This is a genomic window from Enterovibrio litoreus, from assembly GCF_045679545.1.
Classification (GTDB): domain Bacteria; phylum Pseudomonadota; class Gammaproteobacteria; order Enterobacterales; family Vibrionaceae; genus Enterovibrio.
In genome coordinates, this window is sequence record NZ_CP166194.1 from 3,251,326 (window position 1) to 3,274,036 (window position 22,711).

A 22,711-nucleotide genomic window follows, 5' to 3' on the forward strand; every position below is an offset into this window, starting at 1 on the left:
ATCGGCTTCCTTCTCCAGGTTATCGGCAAGATAGCGGGCGACGAGAAATCAGCAAGCTGGGAGTGAGTGAGAGATGATTGTTGTTAAAGCGTGACAGAAGACGAAAGAAAATTAGCCAAGAGCTGATGACCTTGTTCGGTCAGAATGCTTTCTGGATGAAATTGAACCCCTTCGAGTGCAAGGGTCCGATGACGAATACCCATGATTTCGTCGAACGCTCCGTCACGCTCAGTCCATGCCGTGATCTCAAAGCAATCGGGAAGAGACGCGGTTTCGACCACTAATGAATGATATCGCGTCACCGTTAAGGGGTTATTTAACCCTTCAAATACCCCCAAACCCTGATGCGTCACTGGGCTGGTTTTACCATGCATAACTTGTCTAGCACGAATGACATTCGCACCGAAGACTTGAGCAATGGCTTGGTGCCCAAGGCAAACACCTAGAATAGGTAACTTACCGGCAAAGTGTTCGATGACGTCAAGAGATATACCTGCGTCGTCCGGCGTGCAAGGGCCGGGGGAGATCACAAGGTGAGTCGGTGCCATGGCGTCAATATCAGCAAGGGTGATGGCGTCATTGCGGTGCACTTCAACCTGCACACCTAACTGACAAAAGTATTGATACAGGTTGTAAGTAAAAGAGTCGTAATTATCAATAATTAACAGCACAGTCTATTCCGCCAAATCCTTCCCGCATCACATCAGCGAGATTGGGCGCAAATGCTACCACAGCCATCTGTGCGCTGCATCAGATGGCTGCATCAGAACTCATTGATAGGCAAAATTGGCGTTGGCCATGGCGAATAAAGCCAATCTTGATAGCGCCTAACGACTTCATTGGCATGGGTATCTAAAATATTGACAAGGCGAGGGTCAATCAAGGTTCCCGCTTCCTTTGTTATGGCTTTTAAAGCACCTAAAACACGTTCTTCAACACTGCCCTGTCGTCGCTCCACTTCTTTGTCCAATAACTCCGCCACACATACCACTCGGCATTCTTCAGGGATTTTCTCACCCTCAATTTCAGGAAAGCCCGCCCCGTCCCACCGTGTGTTTTTGTAGGTTAACAAGGTCACAGAAACACAGGCAAAGCCTTTAGTGGCCTCAGACAATAGCAACATGCTGCGACTCTCAGCCGAGGTATTGTTGCCCCCGTCATCCCACAGTTCACCAATCGCGCACAATGGATACGCCAAAGAAATATCTTCCGCTTTCGATTTGGTCAAACCATATTGCATGGCTAACCATTCACTCAACTCCGCGATACGAGGCGCAGCGATCTCTACATGGTTGTTATGAAGTGCAGCGACCGCCGCAATTTGATTCATCACTAACTGGTAATTCTCTCGCATCGTATTGGCGCGTGACTCACCGAGTAAGTTGGCGACGCGGCTCTTAACCAACTCAGGCGAAACAGGCTTGATCAGAAAATCCGCCGCACCACTTTTTAACCCTTCGACTTCGCTTTGGTACTCATCTAACGCCGAGACAATCACAATAGGGATATGGCTGACAGCACGTTCATTTTTTAACTGTCGGCAAACCTCATAGCCGTTCATTCCCGGCATCATGATATCGAGCAAGATCAAGTCAGGTCGTTGCTGCATCGTCAGTTCAATGGCGCGCTCTCCGCTTTTGGCGAAAATTAAGGTGTATTGATCTTGCAGGATGGTGCGCATCACATGCAAATTGCTAGGTTCGTCATCAACGACAAGTATTTTATACGCCATAACTTTGTACTCCACTGTGCTGCGATGTCGGCATGTGCTCCATCATGGTTAAAATCAAGTTGTATGCCTCATCAAGCTCAAAGTTCTCAATCGACTCAACAAACTGGGCCAGCAATGACGGCGCAACAAAGCTGGCCAAAGCGGGCACCAACTCCTTGTACAGGCCGTCATCGAACTGACCTTCTGATAATTTGCTAACAAACAGTTCCGTTTTACGCGTGAATGCATCCGGTGTGAGCTTCAGTAACGCTATATCTCGATCTAACTCGTCAGCGCGAACACCTAGGTATGCCAAGACCCTCTCGAACGTTGCCACAAAGCACGCTTCTAGGCTTTCCAGTTTTGACTCTACTTTTCCCATGTCTCCGCCTTCGATGTACGCAAGTAGGCGAGTGAGCTCTTGCTCAATACGTTGGAAGCCGATGTGGTGAGCTCCGTCTATTGCGTCGGCGAGCAGGCGTTCTAGCACCTCAGGTTGATCGTGAAGAGATTGATTAATTTGCTGCGGAAGGTTGCTGTAGTTGGTGCGATATTCACCCACAATACTCAACAATATTTCCGACGTTGGCCAATGGCGAAACGCCCATGAATCATTGAAGTAGTCTTTCTCTTTTTCCTGCTCTGTCGTATTCAATGTCGCGACGTTATTGTTGTTTTCATCACAACCACAGCAGCGCTTCAATACATCAAATACGGCATCACTGAGGAACGGCTTTTCAATCACGGCATCAAAGCCTTTTTCCTCCCATTCGGCGTCAGTGGTCGGATCAACCGAAAGCTTCATCGCAATAACGTTTAACGGCTCACTCGGGCTTTGCTTTGACCACTCTCGCAATGTTTTCGGTGTCGGATAGTGTTGCTCATCAAGATATGCATCAAACAACACCACATCCACTTGTTGTGTCTTAATCACGTCTTCTGCGGCGTCAATGTCGGTAAAGGTCAATACTTTCACCCCTTGACGAAGCAGCATATCGCGCAACTCCTGCTGATTGCGCTGCACATCATCTATCACCAAGACTTCTAACGGCGGGAGCGCATAGCGCACAGGTTCGCTGCTGATCCTTGCGCTATTTTGAGCAGGGATAATCGGCAAATCAGCATAAATAACCGAACCATGAATGGACTCTCCGTCAAACCACAGGTTGCCATTCATCAGTTCAATAAGCTGAGTAACAAGAGTGGCGGATAAGGTTTGCCCTGACTTTTCATTGTCACTTGAGAGTGTATTTGCACATTCTAAGGAATAGCTCGCTACCGCAAAGCGAACCATGTCCGTTGTCGGCAGCACATGCAGCGCCACACTGCCTTTGTCGGTTTTTGTCAATGCGCTTCGCATCATATTTTGGAGTAATTGCTTAATACGACGCGAATCGCCAACGTAGTTTTCCCACAAGCTATCGCTGTAATGCAGGGTGACATGGAGATCTCGCGCCTGAACGGTTTCCCGCGCAATAAACTCGATTTGACGACAAAGCTGTACCAAAGAGAAATCGCTAATATCGAGGGGCAATGACTGGCTTTCGAGTTTTGATGTATCCAGAATGTCATTGATGAGCTTCAACAAACTGTTGCCAGACTCTCTGATCACTTCCAAATGATGACGATGAACGGGGTTGTTTTCTTCGTCAATCAAGACTTCTGTCAGCCCTAAGATGGAATTCATTGGCGACCGGAACTCGTAACTCATGTTGGCCAAGAATGAAGCCTTCGACTGTGAGGCTTTTTCTGCAATACGTATTTTCTCTTGAAACTCTTCTTCGACTTCGCGCTTGTCGGTGATATCGATAATGACGCCATCAATCCAGGTACTGCCATCTTCCGCGCGATAGCTATGGCCAATTTCCCAAAACCACTTTTCTTCATCATCGCGACTCATGAAACGGTACTCACAGTCATACTTTCCGTTTCGTCTTGACGCTAACTCCCGGGCTTTTCGGTAATTGGCGGTATCTTCTTGGTGGATGCGGTCGATGAAATGAGAAACCCCGTTTTCTCCTGTCAAAATAGACGCGCTGTAACCCGTGATGGATTTAGCCGCATCACTGATATAAACCATATGGCGTGTAGCACCTGTCATTTCACGAAAAGCCATGCATGGCAGATTAGCGACCAATGAGCGATACTGCTTTGCGTTTTCTCGCAACGCCCAAGCAAGATGGCGCTGTTCGGAAATATCAGAAAGTACACCGACAAATTCATGATGCCCCGACGCTGATTGCTGATAGCCAATCGCTAACCTGACCGGGAACACAGAGCCGTCTTTGTGCTTCGCCATCACTTCACGAACGCTGCCTATCACGCCAGATTCTCTGTTCTCCAAAAAATTGTGGATGTACATGTCATGACGGTGTTGATGCTCGTCAGTCACCAAGATACGAATATTCTTCCCCACAGCCTCTGAGGCATACCAACCAAACACGTTTTCCGCCGCCCGATTGAAAAACGTGATCATGCCCTTCCCATCAATGGAGATAATCGCTTCGGTCGCGGTATGAAGAATCGCATCAAGTTGCTTTTGGCTGTCATCTAAGCGATTAGCTTTGGCTTTAACGGCAAACAAGGTGTTGGCGAGCTGGCTGAACATCACAACAAAAGTGAAGCTGAAGACCAAAATCATCAGCACATCTCTTACGGCAAAAGGAAGCGGGTCGATACGGGTAGGTTGTGCGGATAATGAAATGGCTTCACACGATAAAATCGCACTAAACAGCGATGCGATCGCGACACTGATCCCACTCACCAGTGCTCTGGAAACATCCCGCTCCCACTGCATTTTTTTTTGTTTAGAAAATCGATACCACAGAGAAAAAGTGATCAGCAGTGAACCTACCCCTAGTGCCATGGTGAATACAGCCATATCAAAGTGCGCAATAGAAACACCATTAATACCTGCATAAACCAGTATGTTTTGTACGATCAGCGACAACGTTATCAGTCCCGCCGCGATAAAGATTTTGAGTGGCGGGTTGAAAGAAAACGCAATCATTCTCAGCGCTGTTAGGTTCATGAAGAACGTCATGACTAACGGTAAAATAAACAAAGATGGCAGAAATCCTTGCGTCTGAAACGATGACACAGACAACACGGTGGCGATCGGCAATAAAGCCATGCCTACGGTCAAGGACAATGCATTCACCAAAATGGGTGAAAATTGGATGATAGATTCACTTTTCGTCTGCAACGGGCGATGTAAGAACGCCAATGTGCCCGTTACAAAGGTCGCCAATGTCGCGAGCAGCAGCACCCAAGGGCCGGTAAAGCTATGGGGCAACGGCTGATAAGTGACTGAGGGCAGGAAAAATAATGACAGTGATTCAATGATTGACATGCACGCTACCGATTCAGATCTAGAAGACACACCCTTAGGAGCAATTCAAAAAAGAGAGAATCATCGCTCAAGTGAGACACTTATAAAGCGTAGTCAATAATTGGCTGGCAACCCATTAAAAGATGAGTAAAAAACAGGCTCCCGAAGGAGCCTGTTGCTAGTTCTTGGTGTCGTTATTTGATGTTGCAGGTGAAGCGTCGGAAAACGGCAGTCGTTTTCTCATCGAGAGTCACCTGTCCGCATGGGATATCAATGAACCCCCAAAGGCGAATACCAAGTGACACCGAATCTCCGTAGCCAATACCTTCATTGGTAAGAAATTCGCTATTTTGATTGTACTTACGATTGCTCTTCCAACGCAGCCAAGGACGATTTGGGTTAACGTCACCGTTAATGGTGGGTTGTACCCAGAAGAAGCTTTTGTTTTTGAATCTCAACGTGAATTTCTGTGGATCCTCGACGTAATTCAAACTGACAATCACAGGATCGTGATCAGAGGATGAATACGGGTTATCCGATTTCACCAAATCACCGGTAAAGCGGCCTGAATATTCGAACAAGGTGCTTTCGACCGAGTTGATGTGCCAATCTTCCACACCAGTCAGCTTTTCAACCACGCTGGTATTACCCACGGCATGATCTAAGCTACCAAGCTCTCCATCAAAGGTATAAGAGAAAGCATCATCACCTAACGCATACGTCGCCAAATTGACATAACCGAAACCATCACCCACTTCTCGTGCCACGTCATCCAGTGTGACTCCTGCAATTGAGGTGCCCGCAGCTGTGACAATTTTGCGTGAAGCATTCGCAGCATCGTAGTCGGTCATTACACGCATTGGGTCTTCTTGTCCGTAGGCATTGAAGTCACCAAGAGCAATCACATCGCCTTGAACGTCGCTTAACGCTTTGCCGAGTGTTTCCGCTGCTGACACGCGGAATTCGTTGCAGCGCCCTTGCAGATCGGCAGGATCGTCATTGAACTCACCCGCTACCCAGTCTTCATAACAGCCAGAGCCTTTTGACTTAAAGTGACTCACGGCAACAGACAGGTTTTGACCTTTAACCACATTGAAGGTTTGCAACAAACTATCACGTTGGAACTTGTCGAGCTGACGCTCTTCACCATCAGGGTTAGTACCACTGATGTGCTGCTCAGGCATACGGACGACAACAGCATCCGATGTCGGTGTGACTTTGGCAGGACGATAAATCAATGCCACTTGTATGGCATCGCTGCCAAGGAATGCCCCTTCGGTCAGGTCATTGGTTGCGGGTGCGACATAGCTATAATGATCCGCTTCATCGGCAAAGCGACTGTTTAGCTCGTTGACCAAATTGGCCAATGCACCGTTGTCACCAAAGCCGTTGTTCTCAATTTCCATCAAGCCAACGATATCGGCATCAATGGCTTGCAGGGCATTGACGATTTTCGCCTGTTGTAGGGCAAATTCAGCGGCGTCTTTGGTACCACGGTTACACCCGTTTGACGCATCTGCATCCGCTTGGTCATTACAACTCACGTTGAGTGCGCCGCCAATTGAACTGGCACTGGTGAAGTAGTTAAGCACATTGAAGCTGGCGACTTTCAAGTTAGTGTCATCAAACGCTTGTGGTGCAGAAGTACGGTCTTGCTCGCGCACAAAATCACCCGCGGTGATTTCATTGGTTGCGACTAAGCGATAGTCACTAAAGCTATAACCAATGACACCTTCAAGGTTGGTCACGGTATCACCGATACGGATGTATCCTTGCTCGGCATCTAGATCAGGGAAATATGGCACCACACCATCTGGCGCTTTCAGATCCGATTCAATGAAAAGCTGATTGGCATCATTTGCTGCCGCCAAATCTGCAGCTTCCTGAGAACCCGCTATATGAAGCTGAGTCGGCTTGAACAGTGGTTCATCATGAGACAACACCATGTTGTTCCGGAACGCATCATAATCGAAGCCGAAGTTACGTGTGACCACCAAGTCGCTGGTTTGTGTCAGACGCACTTTCATGCCTTCGTAGCGTTCCAGAGCGTTATCTAACGTCTCACCTTCTTCAACGACCAAATCCGTAGCAGCCAGCTCGCCGACGGTATCGATCACTTCCCAGTTGTTACCTGATGCATCGAGCTCAGTGAAGCCAAAGAACTCTTTCACTTTACCGCTGGCACACACTTGCATACCCGGCTCAATGCCTGTTGGCGCTTGGCTTGTGAACACAAAGAGGCCATCAGAGGTCGCAGAATCAGCGTCACCGTTGGCATCTTGTAACCAGAAGCCTTTGAACAAGCTGGTGGTCACAGCTGTCACCACACCGGATACAAAGTAGTTATCAGCACTTTCAAAGCTGCCATCAGGCACTAATGGGCTTCGCGCGCCACTGCCTTGCACAGCATAGGTTGGTGTCAGTGTTTCATCGGCACAGGTAAATGTATTGCCTCCCCCTCCGCCACCATCACAAGCATCAATACCACTACAACCAAGCCCATCAAAGGTATCTTGCGCCAAGGTTTGCCATTCAATGCTGGGGTCAAAAGATGCCGAGACATCGGTTCGACCGACACTGCCACCTTTGCGCCGCAACGTGGTATTGATGGCATAATTCGAGCCCAACGCCAGCTCACCTAAACTGTCGACCACGTTATCGCTATCGTCGACAAGTGCCACCACGTCATTGCCATTAAAGGTTAACGAGCCGGAGGTGATTTGGCTGACATTGGTGATATCGGCAGAGGCATTGCTGTTACCCACCACAAGACTTTCTCCCGCCGCCAATGAGCCTGTAAGCGCAATGGTCGATGAGAACGTGGTGTTACTGTTAAACGCGAGTTTAAGCGTCCAGTCATCAAGTGCCACACTGGAGGAACCGAGGTTTGAGATTTCGATAGCCTTGTTATTGGACGAACCTTCCACATATTCCGTGATCAGTACGTCGGCGCTGGCAGGCAATGCCACGCCTAAAGCAAGAGCCAGAGAGCTCCAGGTTGAGATCTTCATTTGCTGTCCTTTTTTGCGTGTGAAGTCATAAACACAACAAATGATTTAACAGCCTGAGATTTCATTTAAGTGATGAAAACCGCAAATCCTCGAATAGAGGAGGGGCGTTTCTTTTTGAAATTGGAGATTGATGCAAGCTTCAACACAAAGCGAAATCGTTATGTGCATCGCAAATGGATTGAATGTGAGAATAGGTAGGCACAAAAAAAGCAGCGATTACGCTGCTTTTTATCGATATTGGCGGGACTATGGGCGAGTAACAAAACCCACGGCTTGGTACACTTTTTTCAGTGTCACGGCAGCACGTGCCGAGGCTTTTTCAGCGCCCGCCTTCATCACTTGATCAAGGAAAGCACGATCTTGACGGAATTCCTTATAGCGCGCCTGTACAGGTTCCAACATGGCCACCACGGCATCCGCAGTGTCAGTTTTTAAGTGACCGTACATTTTATCGCTATAATCTGCTTCTATCTCGGCAAATGTCTTACCTGTGGCTACAGACAGTAAGCCCATCAAATTGGCCACTCCCGGCTTGTTTTGCACGTCGAACAACACACGAGGTGGCTCTTCGGAATCCGTCATCGCACGTTTGATTTTCTTGGCAATGGCTTTCGGGTCTTCCAGCAAACCAATCACGTTGTTGCGATTATCATCAGATTTTGACATTTTCTTGGTCGGGTCTTGCAAGCTCATCACGCGCGCACCCACCTGCGGGATGTAAGGCTCTGGTACGGTGAATACGTCGCCATATACATTATTAAAGCGGGTCGCGACATCACGTGCTAACTCGAGATGCTGCTTCTGATCATTACCAACAGGCACTTGGTTTGCTTGATACAACAGAATATCCGCAGCCATCAAAACTGGGTAACCGAACAAGCCAGCGTTAATGTTCTCCGCATGGCGAGCTGATTTATCTTTGAACTGGGTCATGCGGTTTAACTCACCCATTTGGGTGTAGCAATTCAGCACCCAGCCTAATTGCGCATGCTCAGGTACATGAGATTGAATAAACAAATTGCTCTTTTCTGGGCTTACACCAACCGCCAAACACAGTGCCAATGAGTCCAAGGTGGCTTCACGAAGCTTTTCAGCTTCTTGACGAACGGTAATAGCATGCAAGTCAACGATGCAGTACTGGCAGTCGTAGTCATCTTGCATCTGTTCCCACTGACGCAAAGCTCCAATGTAGTTGCCGATACTGAGTTCACCTGAAGGTTGAACACCGCTAAGTACAATGGGTTTGGTCGTAGGATTACTCATGTTCTTTCTGTTCCTGTCAGTCAATTCAGCCAGCGTGACTAAACGCTGGCTGTCTGTTCGAGAAAATTCGATGCTTTAATTTACGCTGTTTTTTCGGTGCTGAGAACCGTTAAAAGCTGGTTAAAGTGGTCTGCGACAAATTCCGGTGCGCTGTCGCTGATTGGCTCACCATAGTTATACCCGTATGTTAAGCCAACCGAGATAATGCCCGCATTTTTCGCGGCGAGGATATCGTTTTTCGAGTCTCCCACCATCATCATTTGCGCATCACTCAAACCATGCTTATCACGCAGGCTAAACAGCCCTTCTGGATCCGGCTTATTGGTCGGCAATGAATCGCCGCCAATCACATCGCTAAAGAACGGCGCCAATCCCAGATCTTCCAGAATCTCTGGAACAAACTGATATGGCTTGTTAGTAACGATACCCATTGTGTAACCCGCCTCTTTTAAGGCTGAAAGCGTGTCTTTCACGCCCGGATATACGATGGTTTTGTCATGGCCGTTGTTGGCGTAATGGAAATCAAATCGCGCGCGCAGCTCAACGTACAACGCTTCATCCAAATCGGGGTTGATAATCACACTCTGACTCAGCGCACGCTTAAGCATGATTTCCGCACCGTTGCCAATCCAACCACGCACGTCGTTATCTGTCACCGTGTGCAAATCTAGGTCAGCTAGCGCCATGCGAATGCCTTCGGCCAGGTCCGGCGCACTATCAACGAGCGTACCGTCTAAATCAAAAGCGATGTATTTGATGGTTTCAAAGGTTGCCGTCACGAATTATTTTCCTACTTTACTCAGTTCCGCGCGCATTTCATCAACCACTGCTTTGTAATCAGGCTGGCTGAAAATAGCAGAGCCTGCGACAAACATGTCAGCGCCTGCTTCAGCAATTTCACGGATGTTATCAACTTTTACGCCGCCATCAATTTCGAGGCGAATATCACGACCACTTTCATCGATACGACGACGCACTTCACGCAGTTTATTCAGCGTTTCAGGAATGAATGACTGACCACCAAATCCAGGGTTCACCGACATCAGTAGGATCAAATCGAGTTTGTCCATGATGTGGTCAAGGTGATGCAGTGGCGTCGCAGGGTTAAACACAACCCCAGCTTGACAGCCATGTTCTTTAATCAGTTGCAAGGTGCGGTCAACATGGTCACTCGCTTCCACATGGAAGGTAATCATGCTTGCCCCTGCTTTAGCAAAATCAGGGATGATGCGATCAACAGGTTTCACCATCAGGTGAACATCGATCGGCGCAGTGATGCCATAGTCACGAAGTGCTTTACAGATAGGCGCACCAAACGTCAGGTTCGGTACATAGTGGTTGTCCATCACATCGAAGTGCACCACGTCAGCGCCTGCTGCGAGTACATTTGCAACGTCTTCACCTAAACGTGCGAAGTCCGCCGAGAGTATCGACGGCGCAATCAGAAAATCCTTCATCTTATAGCCTCACTTGCCCAAAAGTCGGCGCAATTCTACCCCATCAAAGACCGTCTGTCTTATCAGATCCACTGATTGATACCATAACGCGGTAGTTTTATAGATGGTGCAAGTGATGTGGATACATATGCGCTAAGCTGGTGTCAGAACGAACAAATACCAGAAGAGAATCGCGATGCACGACACCGATAAAAAGGAAGAGAAAGTCAGTATTTGGGAGGTCGTCAAGAGTGTGTTTGCCGCCATGCTTGGCGTGCAGTCCGACAAAAATAGGCAGCGGGATTTTAAGCAATCGAGCATGCTGCCCTATATTCTTGTCGGGATTATTTTTGTGGTGTTGTTTGTCATCGGATTAATTGGCTTGGTTTCACTGATCGCCCCCAATTAGCCCTACTGATGGGGCGACTCAAAACTAAGGTGATTCGGGACTTTCACTGGCAAACAAAGCGAGCAGCTCATCAACTTTGTTTCTGCCACTCCCATTTCGGCTAATCGTACGCTTCACACGAACCACATTGAGATGCGCGCCATGATATAGGCTTCGCGTCAGAGGCGTATCATGGTTTGAAACCAGCACTGGCACACTTTTATCAATCGACGCTTTACGCGCATACTCTCCCAGCAAGGCTTGATCATCAAGACTAAAACCGCCACTGGAATAGGTGGTGAAGTTGGACGTGGAAGAAAGCGGTGCATAAGGCGGATCGCAGTAAATCACGCTGCCGCGGCGCGCACTCTTAAAGCTCTGTTCATAGCCTTCACAAACAAATGTCGCTTTTTTCGATTTTTCAGAAAAGAATTCAAGCTCTGCTTGTGGGAAATACGGTTTCTTATACGAGCCGAAAGGGACATTAAAACCGCCCTTTTTATTGTAACGGCAAAGGCCATTAAACCCATGTCGGTTCATGTACAAAAAATACAATGAACGCAGATACGGGTCTGTGGTGGCGTTGAATTCTTCGCGGATCGACAAATACGCTTCTTTTTGATTGTACTCTTGGGTAAACAAGGTACGTACGTCATCGATATAACGCTGAGGCTCTTGCTTAAGCAGATTATAGAGGTTAATCAGATCCGGATTGATGTCAGCCAAACGATACTGTTCAAAGTCTGTATTTAGAAACACAGAACCTGCACCAATAAAAGGCTCAATCAGCTTTTTACCTTCAGGCAGATGCTTGCGGATATCCTCAACCAGAGAGTATTTACCCCCGGCCCACTTAAGAAAGGCACGATGCTTTTTCATTAATGTGTATCCACTACCGCAGCTGTTTGAAAGGTGGCGGATTGTATCTCATTTTTAACCATCAATCAGCGTAAATTCGCGCCTAGCGTGATGCTAAGACGCGGTTAGTTAACCAGTCCAATCTCTTTGTGAATCTGGGTGAAGGATTTCGCCCATGGATTCAGGTTTCGAATATTAGCAGGCAATGCCAGTTCTGCGCGTCTAGCATCCGCCACACTCGGGTAATCCCCCAACAAAACCATGTACCAAGGCTCACCATTTCGTCGCGTTTCGTATACCAAAGCGCGACCCAACAATGCGTATTGCTGCAAGAACTCATCAACCGCTTGTTTCGATTGTAAGGCGGCAAGCTGCAAGGCATAGCGCGATGCAGGTACCGTCAGCAGCAGGTTATTGGCCATCGGTACGTCAACGCTTTCGTTAACTGAATCATTCGCTAAAGGTGCGGTATCAGCCACCACAACTTGCTCAACAACCGTTTCTTCAGGAACTTGTGCATTATCAGCAGGTACAGCGCTTGGCTTCTGCGGTATCGCCAATTCAGGGATCAATGGTTCAGTCACCGCATTGGTGCCGTCTCCACCCGTTTCTTGATCGTCCATGATGGCATCAACCACCCTATCAGGAACAACGATACGACGATCTTGATCGCGACGCCCCACTGTCATGCCTTCCACTACAGGCGCGACAGGCAGTGCAATCATGTCATCCGTGACCTCCGAGGTATCCGAAAGGGACTGGTCACCCTGCTGCGCTGCGGCTTGTTGTGCGAGCTCTTTTTCCTTTTCTTCCAGAATTGCAGCCAACTCTTTCACACCATCCGGCGTTTCAACGGTAACCTCTTCTTGTGCCGTTTGAGGCGACATTGACCACCAAACCAAACCACCACCTAAGGCGAGAAGAAGCAGCACTAAAATAATCAACGGCAAGGGGGAGCGACGTTTTTTCTCTTCCATCAGGGAGGTCTCCTGCTGTTCCAGCCCTCTCAAAGCGCCGGGTAACGAAGGCAAAGAGGCAGCTTTTTGCTTTAGCGCTCTGCGCTGCGCTGCATCCAATTGGCGACTGACCATCATGACTTCGATGAACATCTCGCGCTCATTATCAGCCAATGGGCTGATTTCTAGCTCTAACGGCTTAACACCTTGACCGTAGGAAACTTTGTGCAACCACTTATTCAATTTACCACGCAAACTAAACAGCAACACATTGATTTGCCAATCATCTCTTTGTTGCGCGTGCGTCACTAACGCCCATAACTCTGCAATTATCGTTGCACTCAAACGCTGAGCATCATCGATAACAATGAGAGCATGAACGCCATTGCCTTCCAACATATATTCGAGACTTTGCAGCATAGGATCATGTTCATTGAACACGCCATCACGCACAATTTGACGCAAGATAATGGCACGATGCTGTGCATCTTGCTGACTAGGATTACAGATTAGAAGGGATTGGGTGGGCTCGTTCGCCCAATTTTCGAGATAGCGTTCGCTTAACCACGTCTTGCCCGCACCTGGCTCACCTGTGATTTGAACAAGGTTGGAACTGAATCGAGTAAGGAACTGTATTCTCGACAAAAGCTGGATTTGACTGTCCAAATCCAGTGCGATCATGTCATGGGAGCCTGTCATATACAAACCCGCTTAGTGTGTCTTAATGACCTCAGCAAGCGTCTCGGGAGTCACGTTTGCAACTACTTCGGACGTACCAATCGATGTTGGCAGCACAAATCGCAGTTGCCCTGAAAGCACTTTTTTATCGCGTTTCATATGCTTAATAAAGGCATCATAGTCCATGCTTGTGGGTGCTTTCACGGGGAGATTCGCTTTTTTAAGCAAGGAAGTGATACGGCTAACATCTTCTTGCGAAAGCAGTTGTTGAATTTGCGCTGTTTTAGCCGCCATCACAGTACCAGCAGCAACGGCTTCGCCATGCAACCAATTACCATAACCCATTTCTGCCTCTATCGCGTGACCGAAGGTATGACCAAGGTTGAGTAGCGCGCGAACGCCTGACTCTTTCTCATCTTCAGCTACAACGTCCGCTTTGATTTGGCAGCAGCGCTTGATGGCATACACTAAGGCCGCTGAATCAAGCTGATTTAACGCTTCTAGGTTATCGTCTAACCAAGCAAAAAATGCTCTGTCTACAATGATGCCGTATTTAATGACTTCTGCCATACCTGCAGCAAACTCACGCTCAGGCAAGGTTTTCATCACCTCAATATCAATCACGACCGCTTTAGGTTGGTAAAACGCGCCGATCATGTTTTTACCCAGAGGGTGGTTGACCGCCGTTTTCCCCCCCACAGAGGAGTCCACCTGCGATAACAACGTTGTAGGTACTTGAATAAAGTCCACACCACGCTGATAACAAGCTGCAGCAAAGCCCACCAAATCCCCAATAACACCACCACCTAACGCCACAATCAAAACATCACGGGCATAATTACCTTCTAACAAAAAGGTATTGATGGTGTTAAACGTGTCGAGCGTTTTGTACTGCTCGCCATCGGGAAGGGTAAGCAAAGCTGGCGAGCCACCAGCTTTTTTCAAGGTATCCAGGAGACGATCCGCATACAGCGGAGCTATGGTGTCGTTGGTGACAACCACAACTTGACGACCTTTAGCATCAGAAAAGAAGGTGGGATCGGAGAGCAATCCTTCACCAATAGATATGGGGTAGCTTCTGTCGCCTAGGTTTACGTCGATCCTTTCCATGGAATGCCTTTTCGTGCTTAGTGATTTTCCAGCAGTTCGATGATTTGGTTTGCCACGACCTTGGCGCTTTGATCATCAGTACGAACTACATAGTCAGCGATCTCTTCATAGAGAGGGTTGCGCTCTTCTGCCAACGCTTCCAGCACTTCGCGAGGCTGATCGGTTTGCAGTAATGGACGCTTCTTGTCACGTTGAGTTCGTGCCAATTGCTTTTCGATAGTGGTCTCTAGATACACAACGATGCCACGAGCAGACAGACGATTACGGCTCTCCTTACTAAGGATAGAACCACCGCCAGTCGCCAACACGATACCTTGCTTTTCAGTCAGGTCGTTGATGACGTTCTCTTCGCGAACACGGAATCCCTCTTCACCTTCAACATCAAACACCCATGCGATATCAGCACCAGTGCGCTCTTCAATCACGGTGTCCGAGTCAAAAAATTCCATGTGTAGTTGTTGTGCTAGATGTCGACCAATTGTGCTTTTGCCAGCCCCCATTGGACCTACAAGAAAGATATTTCGTTTTTCAGCCATGTTAAGCAATATACGCGCGGTTAATGAAAACAACACCGCCCGCAGGCTCGCTACTTGAAAGCCCGAGGCGCCAATTTCCTCACAGATAATTCGTGATCAGACCAAAAATTATCTCAGGTCAACTAGCCCTTTGGCAACTTAAAATACGCCTTTAAGACGGTTTAAATTTGCGGACACGGCGTAATTAAGAAGGAAACAGGCTGAAATGCGCACTTGGTGCTCACTTCAGCCTATTCATGACATTTGTTACTGTAAGTATTTATAACGCAATGAGTTCAATCACTTTATTGTGTCATGATCCTTGGTGTAACAAAGATAAGAAGCTCTCGTTTACCCATAGTTTCGTAATCTCGACGGAACAGTTGGCCTATCCCGGGAATATCACCAAGTAAGGGAACTTTATCGACGCCCACCGTCATTTCGTGTTGATAAATACCGCCTAACACGACAGTTTCACCGTCATTCACCAGAACTTGAGTGCCAATACGCTGCGTATTGATAGCCATAGCCTCACCCGTTCCTGCCTTCACTGAGCCCGCAGGTTTATCTTGAGTGACCTCTAAATCCAACACCAATTTGTTGTCTGGCGTGATTTGAGGCGTTACTGACAGACTCAACACTGCTTTTTTAAATGACACAGCAGCAGCACCACTAGAAGACGCTTCCAAGTACGGTAATTCCGTCCCTTGCTCGATGTAGGCCGCTCGCTTGTTGGTCGTAAGAAGACGAGGAGACGAAATGATCTCGGCACGGGACTCGGCTTGAAGGGCGGACAACTCAAGATCTAACAGTAAATCTTTACCCAGCTTGGCAACTTGAAACGCAATGCTTGCTGCGTTTGGGCTAACAGCACCGAGATTTACATTAAGGAAGTCATCGACATTTCCAGAGCCAGACTCAAGCCCTCCAACATTACTGATATTCAGAAAATCTCCACTGTCTGAGTCAAAACCAATGTCTTTGTTCCATCCTAAATTACTTTCAATCGACCCCCCAGTTGAAAAGCTGCCGTTACTATTCGACACTCCCCAGCGCACACCAATTTCTTCGAGAGTACCTTCGTCAACAGTGACAATACGCGCTTCGATTTCGACCTGCTGGACAGGAATATCTAATGACGCGATGAGTGACTTCACCACATCGATATTGTCAGCCAAGTCTCTAATAATTAGCGCATTAGTGCGCGAATCCACAGCAATGCTGCCACGTTCAGTCAACAGACTTATACCTTCATCTTCGTCGCCATCGAGCATATTCTTTAGATCAACCGCATTGGCATACTTGATTTTCAGGACTTCCGAACGCAGCGATGCCAACTCTCTCTCGTTGCGTCGCTTCTCTAGCACTAAACGCTCCTGCTCATCAAGTTCTGCCTTTGGGGCTACCAGCAGTATGTTACCCATCTGACGCTTGTCTAAGCCTTTGACGTTCAGAATCGTATCGAGTGCTTTTTGCCACGGAACATCATCAAGTCGAAGTGTTAGCTTGCCGTTAACTGTATCAGACACGACCAAGTTAAATCCGTTGTGCTCCGCAACCATTTGCAACACAGAGCGTACGGAAATGTCCTGGAAGTTGATTGAAATATTTGCGTTCTTCTTTCCAGCTTTGTCTTTGTTAGACTGACTTTTAGGTAAGGATGAAAACGGAAAAATCTCAACCGTCAGTACGTTATTGGTTTGATAATAGTCATAACCAAAATAGCCCTTTGTATTGAGTGTTAACTGCGTATCATCATCGACCGTTTGCACGTCCAGCGACGTTGCTGTGGTACCAATCGATTCAAGACTTCTTACGCCTATCAGGTTATCTTCAACTTGCGTTGCTTTGGCACTTATCGTTAACGTTTTGTCTTTCTTATCAAAATTTGTGACGACAGATTTATCAGCAAATGTCAGGGTCAACAGTGTTTGGCCATTCTCCCCTTTTACAAATTCTAGATTTTGTAACTGGTTGGCCGCTGACACCATTGGTGTCATCAGCAAACATGCGAATACGACGAGCCAATGCATCATCCCGCTAACCATGCCTTGGCGTCCTTTCCTCAGGCTTTTCATTGTTTACCCTTATTTATTGTTATTTAGTGCCAATCTGACGTTACGTACTTGCCAGCAGCCGAGGCCGTCCGGCAAATGCTCTGTAATGGATAGTGTGTTCGGACTGATACTGTCGACACGACCACGATTGTTGCCAATCACACGTCCCAGCCCCACACGGTGCAGTGTATTATCCGGTGCTTCGACCAGAGCCCAATAACTGCCCGGCAAGCCAATCACGCCTTTAAAGCCCAACGAAGTTAGCTCATACCCTTCTAAGGTATCTCTACTTGGTAAGTCATTAGGCTGCCAGCAATCGCCTTTTGCCAATCTGTCTTCTTGCTCTGCGATGGGTAACACAAAGGGGTCGGAATCGACCAAAGGCTCAAACGACAAAGCTTGATAGGTTGGCTCTGGCGGCAATGGGGTCGCCGTGACTTCCGCAGAGGCATAAGTCTGCACAATGAAACGATCCAAATCTTGCGATGTTTCGTTTTGCATACAGCCTGAGAGTGCCAGCATCGACATTAGCGCAACGAGGTATCTCATTCAGCCCCCTCAACATTCTCGTTTTCATATCGATAAGTATGTGCAGTGACGACAAAACGCAGGTCGTTTCGCTTTTCAACGCGTGATACGGTGAAGTCTTGTAACGCGACAATGCGCGGCAAACGAGCAAGTGCAGCAGAAAATTGCCCTATGTCGCGATAGTTACCATTGAGTTCAATCTCAAGCGGTACTTGATGTAGCCAACCGACACGCTTACTGTCGCGCCAATTGAGGCGCTCAAAATTCAAATTATATTGAAGCCCGGTATCATTAATCCCCGCGAGTAACAGCGCTAGTTCATCTTCCGCAGGGAGTTGCTGCGTCAAACGCGCATAGTAGCGTTGAAGCTCCTGAACTTGCTCTTCCACATCCGGCAAGGCGGCGACTTGCTCTGCTTTAATGCGAAACTGTGTACGAAGCAGAACTTCCTCTTGCTTCGCAAGCTCAACGTCTTCATGCGCAGGCAGCAAGATAAAGAACAGGCTGGCAGCGAACAAAGCTACCGCTAAAACGCCAAGCAACACATTTTGTGCCACCGTTTGCCATTCGGGGATTTCATCAATTTCCCAATCACGCCAATCAGCGGCCATCCTTGTTCTCCTGCGGCAAGTTGGGGACAACATACCCCACCAGTTCAAACGTTGCGTTAAATCGCTTCTCTACCAAAGTAGGGCTCGATGAATCGCTAATGATGGAATGGATCTGCACGTTATCAGCGCCCATATCGTTTTCAAGCAATGCTAAAAAACTAGCCAACTGCGCGTTTGAGCGACTTCGTCCTTGAATACTCACTTTGCCGGAAGTCATAGACACTTTATCGAGCACAACCCCATCAGGGGTTATCTGAGGCAATAGATTGAAAAGCTTAGTCGTATTGTTGCGCTGCTTTTGCAACGAATTAACCAAGGTTAAACGACGTTGCAAGGTATCGCGCTCGATCTCACGTTTCGCAAAAGCACGCAAGGTACTGTTTAAACTGTTAATTTCAGTTTGCAGCCGCGCGTTACGCGTTTCTTGGATATTCAATTGCTGGGCAATCACCCAACGAGACATGCCTACACAGGCAATCACGACGACAACCGCTATCGCCATTTTGTGGAAAAAGCGGCGACGAGTAGCTCGGCGTTCAATCTCCCGCCATGGCAGTAGATTAATACTGACGATCATGGGAGACCCCTCTAAGTGCTAGACCAATCGCGGTAGACCAAGCACTGACAGGCTCATTGAGTTGCTCGATGAAATGCGGTGAGTAGGACAATCCTTGAAGCGGATTAAGCGCTTGAGTCGGCCAAGACAAATATGTCTCCAGCAAAAAGATATCAACATTCTTTGCGCATTCACCCGACAACCAAACATGTGAAACCTCAGTGCCAGAAAGCTGAGTCGCAGCAAGTTGATAGTGACGTTTAATGACATCTGCAAGCTGTTCAGTAAAGTGCTCTCGCGCCAGCTTGGCGTCAGAAAGACTGGGTAAAGCCGGAGTTGGCAGCTCTCGGTAGAACTGCCCTGTCTTTTCATCGCCCATACAAATTTGCAAACGCTCTCTGCCTACATCAACAAGCAAACCCAAGCCCTGCGCTAGTTGCTGACCAGATTGCACACGATATAAACGCATGAGCGCTTGGGTATGCAACTCAATCACCGATAACTCAAAACCCGCATTTTCGAGCCCGTTGAGCGTTTCATTAAGCATGGACTTTCGGCAGGCATAAACTTCTGTCGCGCTTTTGTCTTCTAGGGCGTAATAGTCATAGAGGAGTTCATCCAGGGGCAATCCAAGACTTTCAGAAAGCTGCAGCCCCACTTGAACAAATTGCTCATGATCTGGCAGATCAGAGAGCGGCGGAAAGCGTTTTACCGCAACACTGCTTTGCGGTATCCCCATGATTTGGTGTTTCGGTCGGTGCCAAGGCATTAAACATGCTTTGCCAATTTGCTTTTTTAATCCTTTTAAAACAGCTTCCAATGTCTCTGCCTCATAAGGCGCAATGAGAAGCTTTTTTAACGTCACTGATTTGCTACCTTGTTGAAGTAAGGCGGCGCGCACTGTACTCGTGCCAATATCAATGCCCACTGTTGTTGTTACACCAAACATTTGCAGTGCTACCTTCTTAAAAGTCAGCATCAAGTAACTTTTTTGAAAGTTCTCTTTGCAGATCCGTTATTTTTTGTTCAGTTGTCTTTATACTAGCGACACTAATCGATCTGATGGTTCGACAAAAAACGTGACGGGAAATATCAAGTGAAGTTCATTAAGCGACTGCTTATCCTTGCATTGATTTGCATATTATTTGGAGTGGGTACAATCTTTGGGTTTTATATCTATGTAAAACCTGAATTGCCAGATGTAGCCACCCTCAAAGATGTCGAACTGCAAACACCTATGCAGGTATTTAGCTCAGATGGCAAATTAATATCTCAGTTTGGTGAAAAGCGCCGCATTCCAGTCACTTACGATCAAATCCCCAAAAGTTTGATGGATGCACTTATCGCGACGGAAGACAGTCGTTTTTATGAGCATCCCGGCATTGATCCCATTGGTATTACCCGCGCAGCAGTTGTGGTCGCAATGTCCGGATCCGCTAAACAAGGTGCGAGTACAATTACCCAGCAATTGGCACGTAATTTCTTCCTCTCCAACGAGAAGAAGATCATGCGTAAAATCAAAGAGATTTTCATCGCCATTCACATTGAACAATTGCTGACAAAACAAGAAATCATGACGCTTTACGTCAACAAAATTTTCTTGGGCTATCGATCCTATGGATTTGGCGCCGCAGCACGTGTCTACTTTGGTAAAGATTTGGATGATCTCACCCTAAGTGAAATCGCCACCCTAGCGGGTATGCCAAAAGCGCCATCAACCATGAACCCTCTTTACTCCGTGGAACGTGCAACCAATCGCCGTAACGTGGTGCTCAAACGCATGTTGGATGAAGGCTACATTACTCGCTCTGAATACGAACAGGCTCGAAATGAGCCGTTAATTGCTCGTTACCACGGTGCTGAAATCGAGCTTAATGCTCCGTACGTTGCGGAATTAGCTCGTGCATGGGCCGTTGAAAAATACGGGGAAGCCGTTTACGAATCAGGCATGAAGGTTTACACCACGGTAGATTCACGCTTGCAAGAGTCGGCACAGAAAGCCGCTATCAGCAACTTGCTCGCGTATGACCAACGCCATGGTTATCGCGGCGCTGTTGCCACACTGTGGAAAGACAAAACCACGCCTTGGGATGCTGAAAAAATCAAAGCGCACCTCAACAACCAACCAACCTATGGCGAACTTAAACCTGCTGTCGTTATCAAGGTGGACGAGAAAACCGCCGAGGTTGAACTTCAAAATGGCGATATTGCTACGCTCCCTTGGGATGGCATGAAATGGGCACGACGTTATATCACCGATACGCGTCAAGGCTCTGCGCCAAAACAGGCCGCTGATGTGCTGAGTGCGGGTGAGCAAATCTGGGTACAACAAGTGGGTGATGCGTGGCATCTCAGCCAAGTGCCGGACGCCAACACAGCCATGGTGGCTATCTCGCCAGAAAATGGCGCAGTTAAAGCACTGGTGGGCGGTTTTAACTTTGTCCATAGCAAGTTCAATCGCGCGACCCAATCTATCCGTCAGGTGGGCTCCAGCATCAAACCATTCATCTACTCCGCAGCACTTGATCAAGGTATGACACTGGCGACACTGATCAATGACGCCCCGATAAACCGCTGGGATTCAAGCCAAGGCGTTGCGTGGCGTCCGAAGAATTCTCCACCAACGTATGATGGTCCAACCCGTGCTCGTATCGGCTTAGCACAATCAAAGAACGTCATGGCGGTGCGTGTACTTCGTCGAGTTGGACTGGATGAAACCATCGATTTTCTGACCCGCTTTGGCTTTAAGCGTGATGATTTACCGCGTGCCGAAGCCCTCGCATTGGGTGCGGGTAGCTTAACGCCGATGGAAATGGCGCAAGGTTTTGGTGTGTTTGCTAACGGCGGGTATTACCTAAAACCGTACTACATCGAAAAAGTCGAAGATGCATTTGGTAAGTTGGAATACAACGCCAACCCACAAACCATTTGTCATGAGAACTGCGACCGCCTTGCCAACAAGCGTGACTCTTCAAACTTGATGGAAGAGGAAAACTTGCTAGATCAAACTGCGGACATGGAAAACGAACCGGAGTTTGCTCCTAAAGTGATCAGCGATCAGAATGCATTTTTGGTACGAGAAATGCTGGAAGCAAACATTTGGGGTGGTGGTGATTGGCGTCAAGGTACGGGCTGGAACGGTACGGGCTGGCGCGCACAAAAACCGCTGAATCGACGTGATATCGGTGGTAAAACGGGTACGACTAACGACTCAAAAGATGCGTGGTACACAGGCTTCGCACCGGGTCTTGTTGCGACCGTATGGGTAGGTTTTGATGATCACTCACGCAACCTCGGGAAAACGTCACACAATGCGAACCTGGGCAACGAACAGGCGTCAGGCGGAGAAGCTGGGGCAAAAACAGCCCAACCCGCTTGGATTGATTTTATGGTCGACGCATTGGTTGATGTGCCTGAACAACGCAAGGATGTGCCATCAGATATCGTTAAAGTACGTATCGACCGCGATACTGGCCTGCTAACCCGTAAAAATGATGCTAGCTCAATGTTCGAGTACTTTGAAAAAGGCACCGAGCCGACGGAGTATGTGTCAGCCGCTGCATCAAACGGTGGCAATATTTACGAATCCGGCGGCGAGGAGCTGTTTTAATTGCCAATCTGTTTCTGAATACTTGCGACATAAACACCCAAAAACAACAAAGGCGCTGATGGCGCCTTTGTTGTTTCTAGCCACTCATGTTG

General features: G+C 47.9%; 18 protein-coding genes. 2 read left to right on the forward strand and 16 right to left on the reverse strand.

The window, feature by feature from the left end; all coding sequences use genetic code 11:
• Nucleotides 1–83: 83 nt before the first annotated feature.
• The 7 genes from AB8599_RS14585 to rpe form a co-directional block, all read right to left on the reverse strand.
• Nucleotides 84–671 (reverse strand): aminodeoxychorismate/anthranilate synthase component II, encoded by a 588-nt coding sequence (locus tag AB8599_RS14585; protein ID WP_407331591.1) that lies wholly within the window; start codon nt 669–671, stop codon nt 84–86.
• A gap of 92 nt (nt 672–763) precedes the next feature.
• Complete coding sequence (locus tag AB8599_RS14590; protein ID WP_407331592.1) at nt 764–1,732, reverse strand: response regulator; 969 nt, start codon at nt 1,730–1,732, stop codon at nt 764–766.
• On the reverse strand, nt 1,722–5,063 hold the full coding sequence (locus tag AB8599_RS14595; protein WP_407331593.1) for a PAS domain S-box protein: 3,342 nt from the start codon (nt 5,061–5,063) through the stop codon (nt 1,722–1,724). The genes AB8599_RS14590 and AB8599_RS14595 overlap by 11 nt, the downstream gene beginning before the upstream one ends.
• 173 nt (nt 5,064–5,236) lie before the next feature.
• Nucleotides 5,237–8,053: an ExeM/NucH family extracellular endonuclease gene (locus tag AB8599_RS14600; RefSeq protein ID WP_407331594.1), complete on the reverse strand. Its 2,817-nt coding sequence runs from the start codon at nt 8,051–8,053 to the stop codon at nt 5,237–5,239.
• A gap of 246 nt (nt 8,054–8,299) precedes the next feature.
• Nucleotides 8,300–9,316 carry a tryptophan--tRNA ligase gene (gene trpS / locus AB8599_RS14605; protein ID WP_407331595.1) on the reverse strand — a complete coding sequence of 339 codons (1,017 nt, stop codon included), beginning with the start codon at nt 9,314–9,316 and terminating at the stop codon, nt 8,300–8,302.
• A gap of 80 nt (nt 9,317–9,396) precedes the next feature.
• Entirely contained in the window at nt 9,397–10,095 is a 699-nt protein-coding gene (locus AB8599_RS14610) for a phosphoglycolate phosphatase (protein ID WP_407331596.1), read from the reverse strand.
• Between the two features lie 3 nt (nt 10,096–10,098).
• A complete protein-coding gene (gene rpe / locus AB8599_RS14615) occupies nt 10,099–10,773 on the reverse strand; it encodes a ribulose-phosphate 3-epimerase (RefSeq protein WP_407331597.1) in 675 nt (224 codons plus the stop codon).
• A 175-nt stretch (nt 10,774–10,948) separates the two neighbouring features.
• Between rpe and AB8599_RS14620 the strand changes: the two genes are divergently transcribed.
• The gene (locus AB8599_RS14620; RefSeq protein WP_407331598.1) at nt 10,949–11,161 is read left to right on the forward strand and encodes a DUF2970 domain-containing protein; all 213 of its coding nucleotides are present in this window, start codon (nt 10,949–10,951) and stop codon (nt 11,159–11,161) included.
• A gap of 24 nt (nt 11,162–11,185) precedes the next feature.
• Here AB8599_RS14620 and AB8599_RS14625 read toward each other — a convergent pair whose 3' ends face one another.
• The 9 genes from AB8599_RS14625 to pilM all read right to left on the reverse strand — a co-directional run bounded on the left by AB8599_RS14625 (nt 11,186) and on the right by pilM (nt 19,988).
• The gene (locus tag AB8599_RS14625) at nt 11,186–12,019 is read right to left on the reverse strand and encodes a Dam family site-specific DNA-(adenine-N6)-methyltransferase (RefSeq protein ID WP_407331599.1); all 834 of its coding nucleotides are present in this window, start codon (nt 12,017–12,019) and stop codon (nt 11,186–11,188) included.
• A 104-nt stretch (nt 12,020–12,123) separates the two neighbouring features.
• On the reverse strand, nt 12,124–13,635 hold the full coding sequence (locus tag AB8599_RS14630) for an AAA family ATPase (RefSeq protein ID WP_407333234.1): 1,512 nt from the start codon (nt 13,633–13,635) through the stop codon (nt 12,124–12,126).
• Nucleotides 13,636–13,665: 30 nt separating this feature from the next.
• Entirely contained in the window at nt 13,666–14,742 is a 1,077-nt protein-coding gene (gene aroB, locus AB8599_RS14635; RefSeq protein WP_407331600.1) for a 3-dehydroquinate synthase, read from the reverse strand.
• 17 nt (nt 14,743–14,759) lie between these two features.
• The gene (aroK, locus tag AB8599_RS14640; RefSeq protein WP_026023777.1) at nt 14,760–15,278 is read right to left on the reverse strand and encodes a shikimate kinase AroK; all 519 of its coding nucleotides are present in this window, start codon (nt 15,276–15,278) and stop codon (nt 14,760–14,762) included.
• Between the two features lie 284 nt (nt 15,279–15,562).
• On the reverse strand, nt 15,563–17,290 hold the full coding sequence (locus tag AB8599_RS14645; RefSeq protein ID WP_407333236.1) for a type IV pilus secretin PilQ: 1,728 nt from the start codon (nt 17,288–17,290) through the stop codon (nt 15,563–15,565).
• Nucleotides 17,291–17,344: 54 nt separating this feature from the next.
• A complete protein-coding gene (locus AB8599_RS14650; RefSeq protein WP_407331601.1) occupies nt 17,345–17,863 on the reverse strand; it encodes a pilus assembly protein PilP in 519 nt (172 codons plus the stop codon).
• On the reverse strand, nt 17,860–18,453 hold the full coding sequence (locus AB8599_RS14655) for a type 4a pilus biogenesis protein PilO (RefSeq protein ID WP_407331602.1): 594 nt from the start codon (nt 18,451–18,453) through the stop codon (nt 17,860–17,862). The genes AB8599_RS14650 and AB8599_RS14655 overlap by 4 nt, the downstream gene beginning before the upstream one ends.
• A complete protein-coding gene (locus AB8599_RS14660; protein ID WP_407331603.1) occupies nt 18,443–19,030 on the reverse strand; it encodes a PilN domain-containing protein in 588 nt (195 codons plus the stop codon). The genes AB8599_RS14655 and AB8599_RS14660 overlap by 11 nt, the downstream gene beginning before the upstream one ends.
• Nucleotides 19,014–19,988 carry a type IV pilus biogenesis protein PilM gene (pilM, locus tag AB8599_RS14665; RefSeq protein WP_407331604.1) on the reverse strand — a complete coding sequence of 325 codons (975 nt, stop codon included), beginning with the start codon at nt 19,986–19,988 and terminating at the stop codon, nt 19,014–19,016. Before pilM ends, AB8599_RS14660 begins: the two co-directional genes overlap by 17 nt.
• Nucleotides 19,989–20,105: 117 nt before the next feature.
• On the opposite strand from pilM, the gene AB8599_RS14670 reads away from it, so the two are divergent.
• Entirely contained in the window at nt 20,106–22,619 is a 2,514-nt protein-coding gene (locus AB8599_RS14670; RefSeq protein ID WP_407331605.1) for a penicillin-binding protein 1A, read from the forward strand.
• Nucleotides 22,620–22,711 lie beyond the last annotated feature (92 nt).

What these genes read in the sequence shown, in the direction of transcription:
- AB8599_RS14590 (WP_407331592.1), bottom strand. Translation starts at nt 1,732, where the DNA reads ATGGCGTATAAAATACTTGTCGTTGATGACGAACCTAGCAATTTGCAT.
- AB8599_RS14595 (WP_407331593.1), bottom strand. Translation starts at nt 5,063, where the DNA reads ATGTCAATCATTGAATCACTGTCATTATTTTTCCTGCCCTCAGTCACT.
- AB8599_RS14600 (WP_407331594.1), bottom strand. Translation starts at nt 8,053, where the DNA reads ATGAAGATCTCAACCTGGAGCTCTCTGGCTCTTGCTTTAGGCGTGGCA.
- trpS (WP_407331595.1), bottom strand. Translation starts at nt 9,316, where the DNA reads ATGAGTAATCCTACGACCAAACCCATTGTACTTAGCGGTGTTCAACCT.
- rpe (WP_407331597.1), bottom strand. Translation starts at nt 10,773, where the DNA reads ATGAAGGATTTTCTGATTGCGCCGTCGATACTCTCGGCGGACTTCGCA.
- AB8599_RS14620 (WP_407331598.1), top strand. Translation starts at nt 10,949, where the DNA reads ATGCACGACACCGATAAAAAGGAAGAGAAAGTCAGTATTTGGGAGGTC.
- AB8599_RS14625 (WP_407331599.1), bottom strand. Translation starts at nt 12,019, where the DNA reads ATGAAAAAGCATCGTGCCTTTCTTAAGTGGGCCGGGGGTAAATACTCT.
- AB8599_RS14630 (WP_407333234.1), bottom strand. Translation starts at nt 13,635, where the DNA reads ATGATCGCACTGGATTTGGACAGTCAAATCCAGCTTTTGTCGAGAATA.
- aroB (WP_407331600.1), bottom strand. Translation starts at nt 14,742, where the DNA reads ATGGAAAGGATCGACGTAAACCTAGGCGACAGAAGCTACCCCATATCT.
- aroK (WP_026023777.1), bottom strand. Translation starts at nt 15,278, where the DNA reads ATGGCTGAAAAACGAAATATCTTTCTTGTAGGTCCAATGGGGGCTGGC.
- AB8599_RS14645 (WP_407333236.1), bottom strand. Translation starts at nt 17,290, where the DNA reads ATGCATTGGCTCGTCGTATTCGCATGTTTGCTGATGACACCAATGGTG.
- AB8599_RS14650 (WP_407331601.1), bottom strand. Translation starts at nt 17,863, where the DNA reads ATGAGATACCTCGTTGCGCTAATGTCGATGCTGGCACTCTCAGGCTGT.
- AB8599_RS14655 (WP_407331602.1), bottom strand. Translation starts at nt 18,453, where the DNA reads ATGGCCGCTGATTGGCGTGATTGGGAAATTGATGAAATCCCCGAATGG.
- AB8599_RS14660 (WP_407331603.1), bottom strand. Translation starts at nt 19,030, where the DNA reads ATGATCGTCAGTATTAATCTACTGCCATGGCGGGAGATTGAACGCCGA.
- pilM (WP_407331604.1), bottom strand. Translation starts at nt 19,988, where the DNA reads ATGCTGACTTTTAAGAAGGTAGCACTGCAAATGTTTGGTGTAACAACA.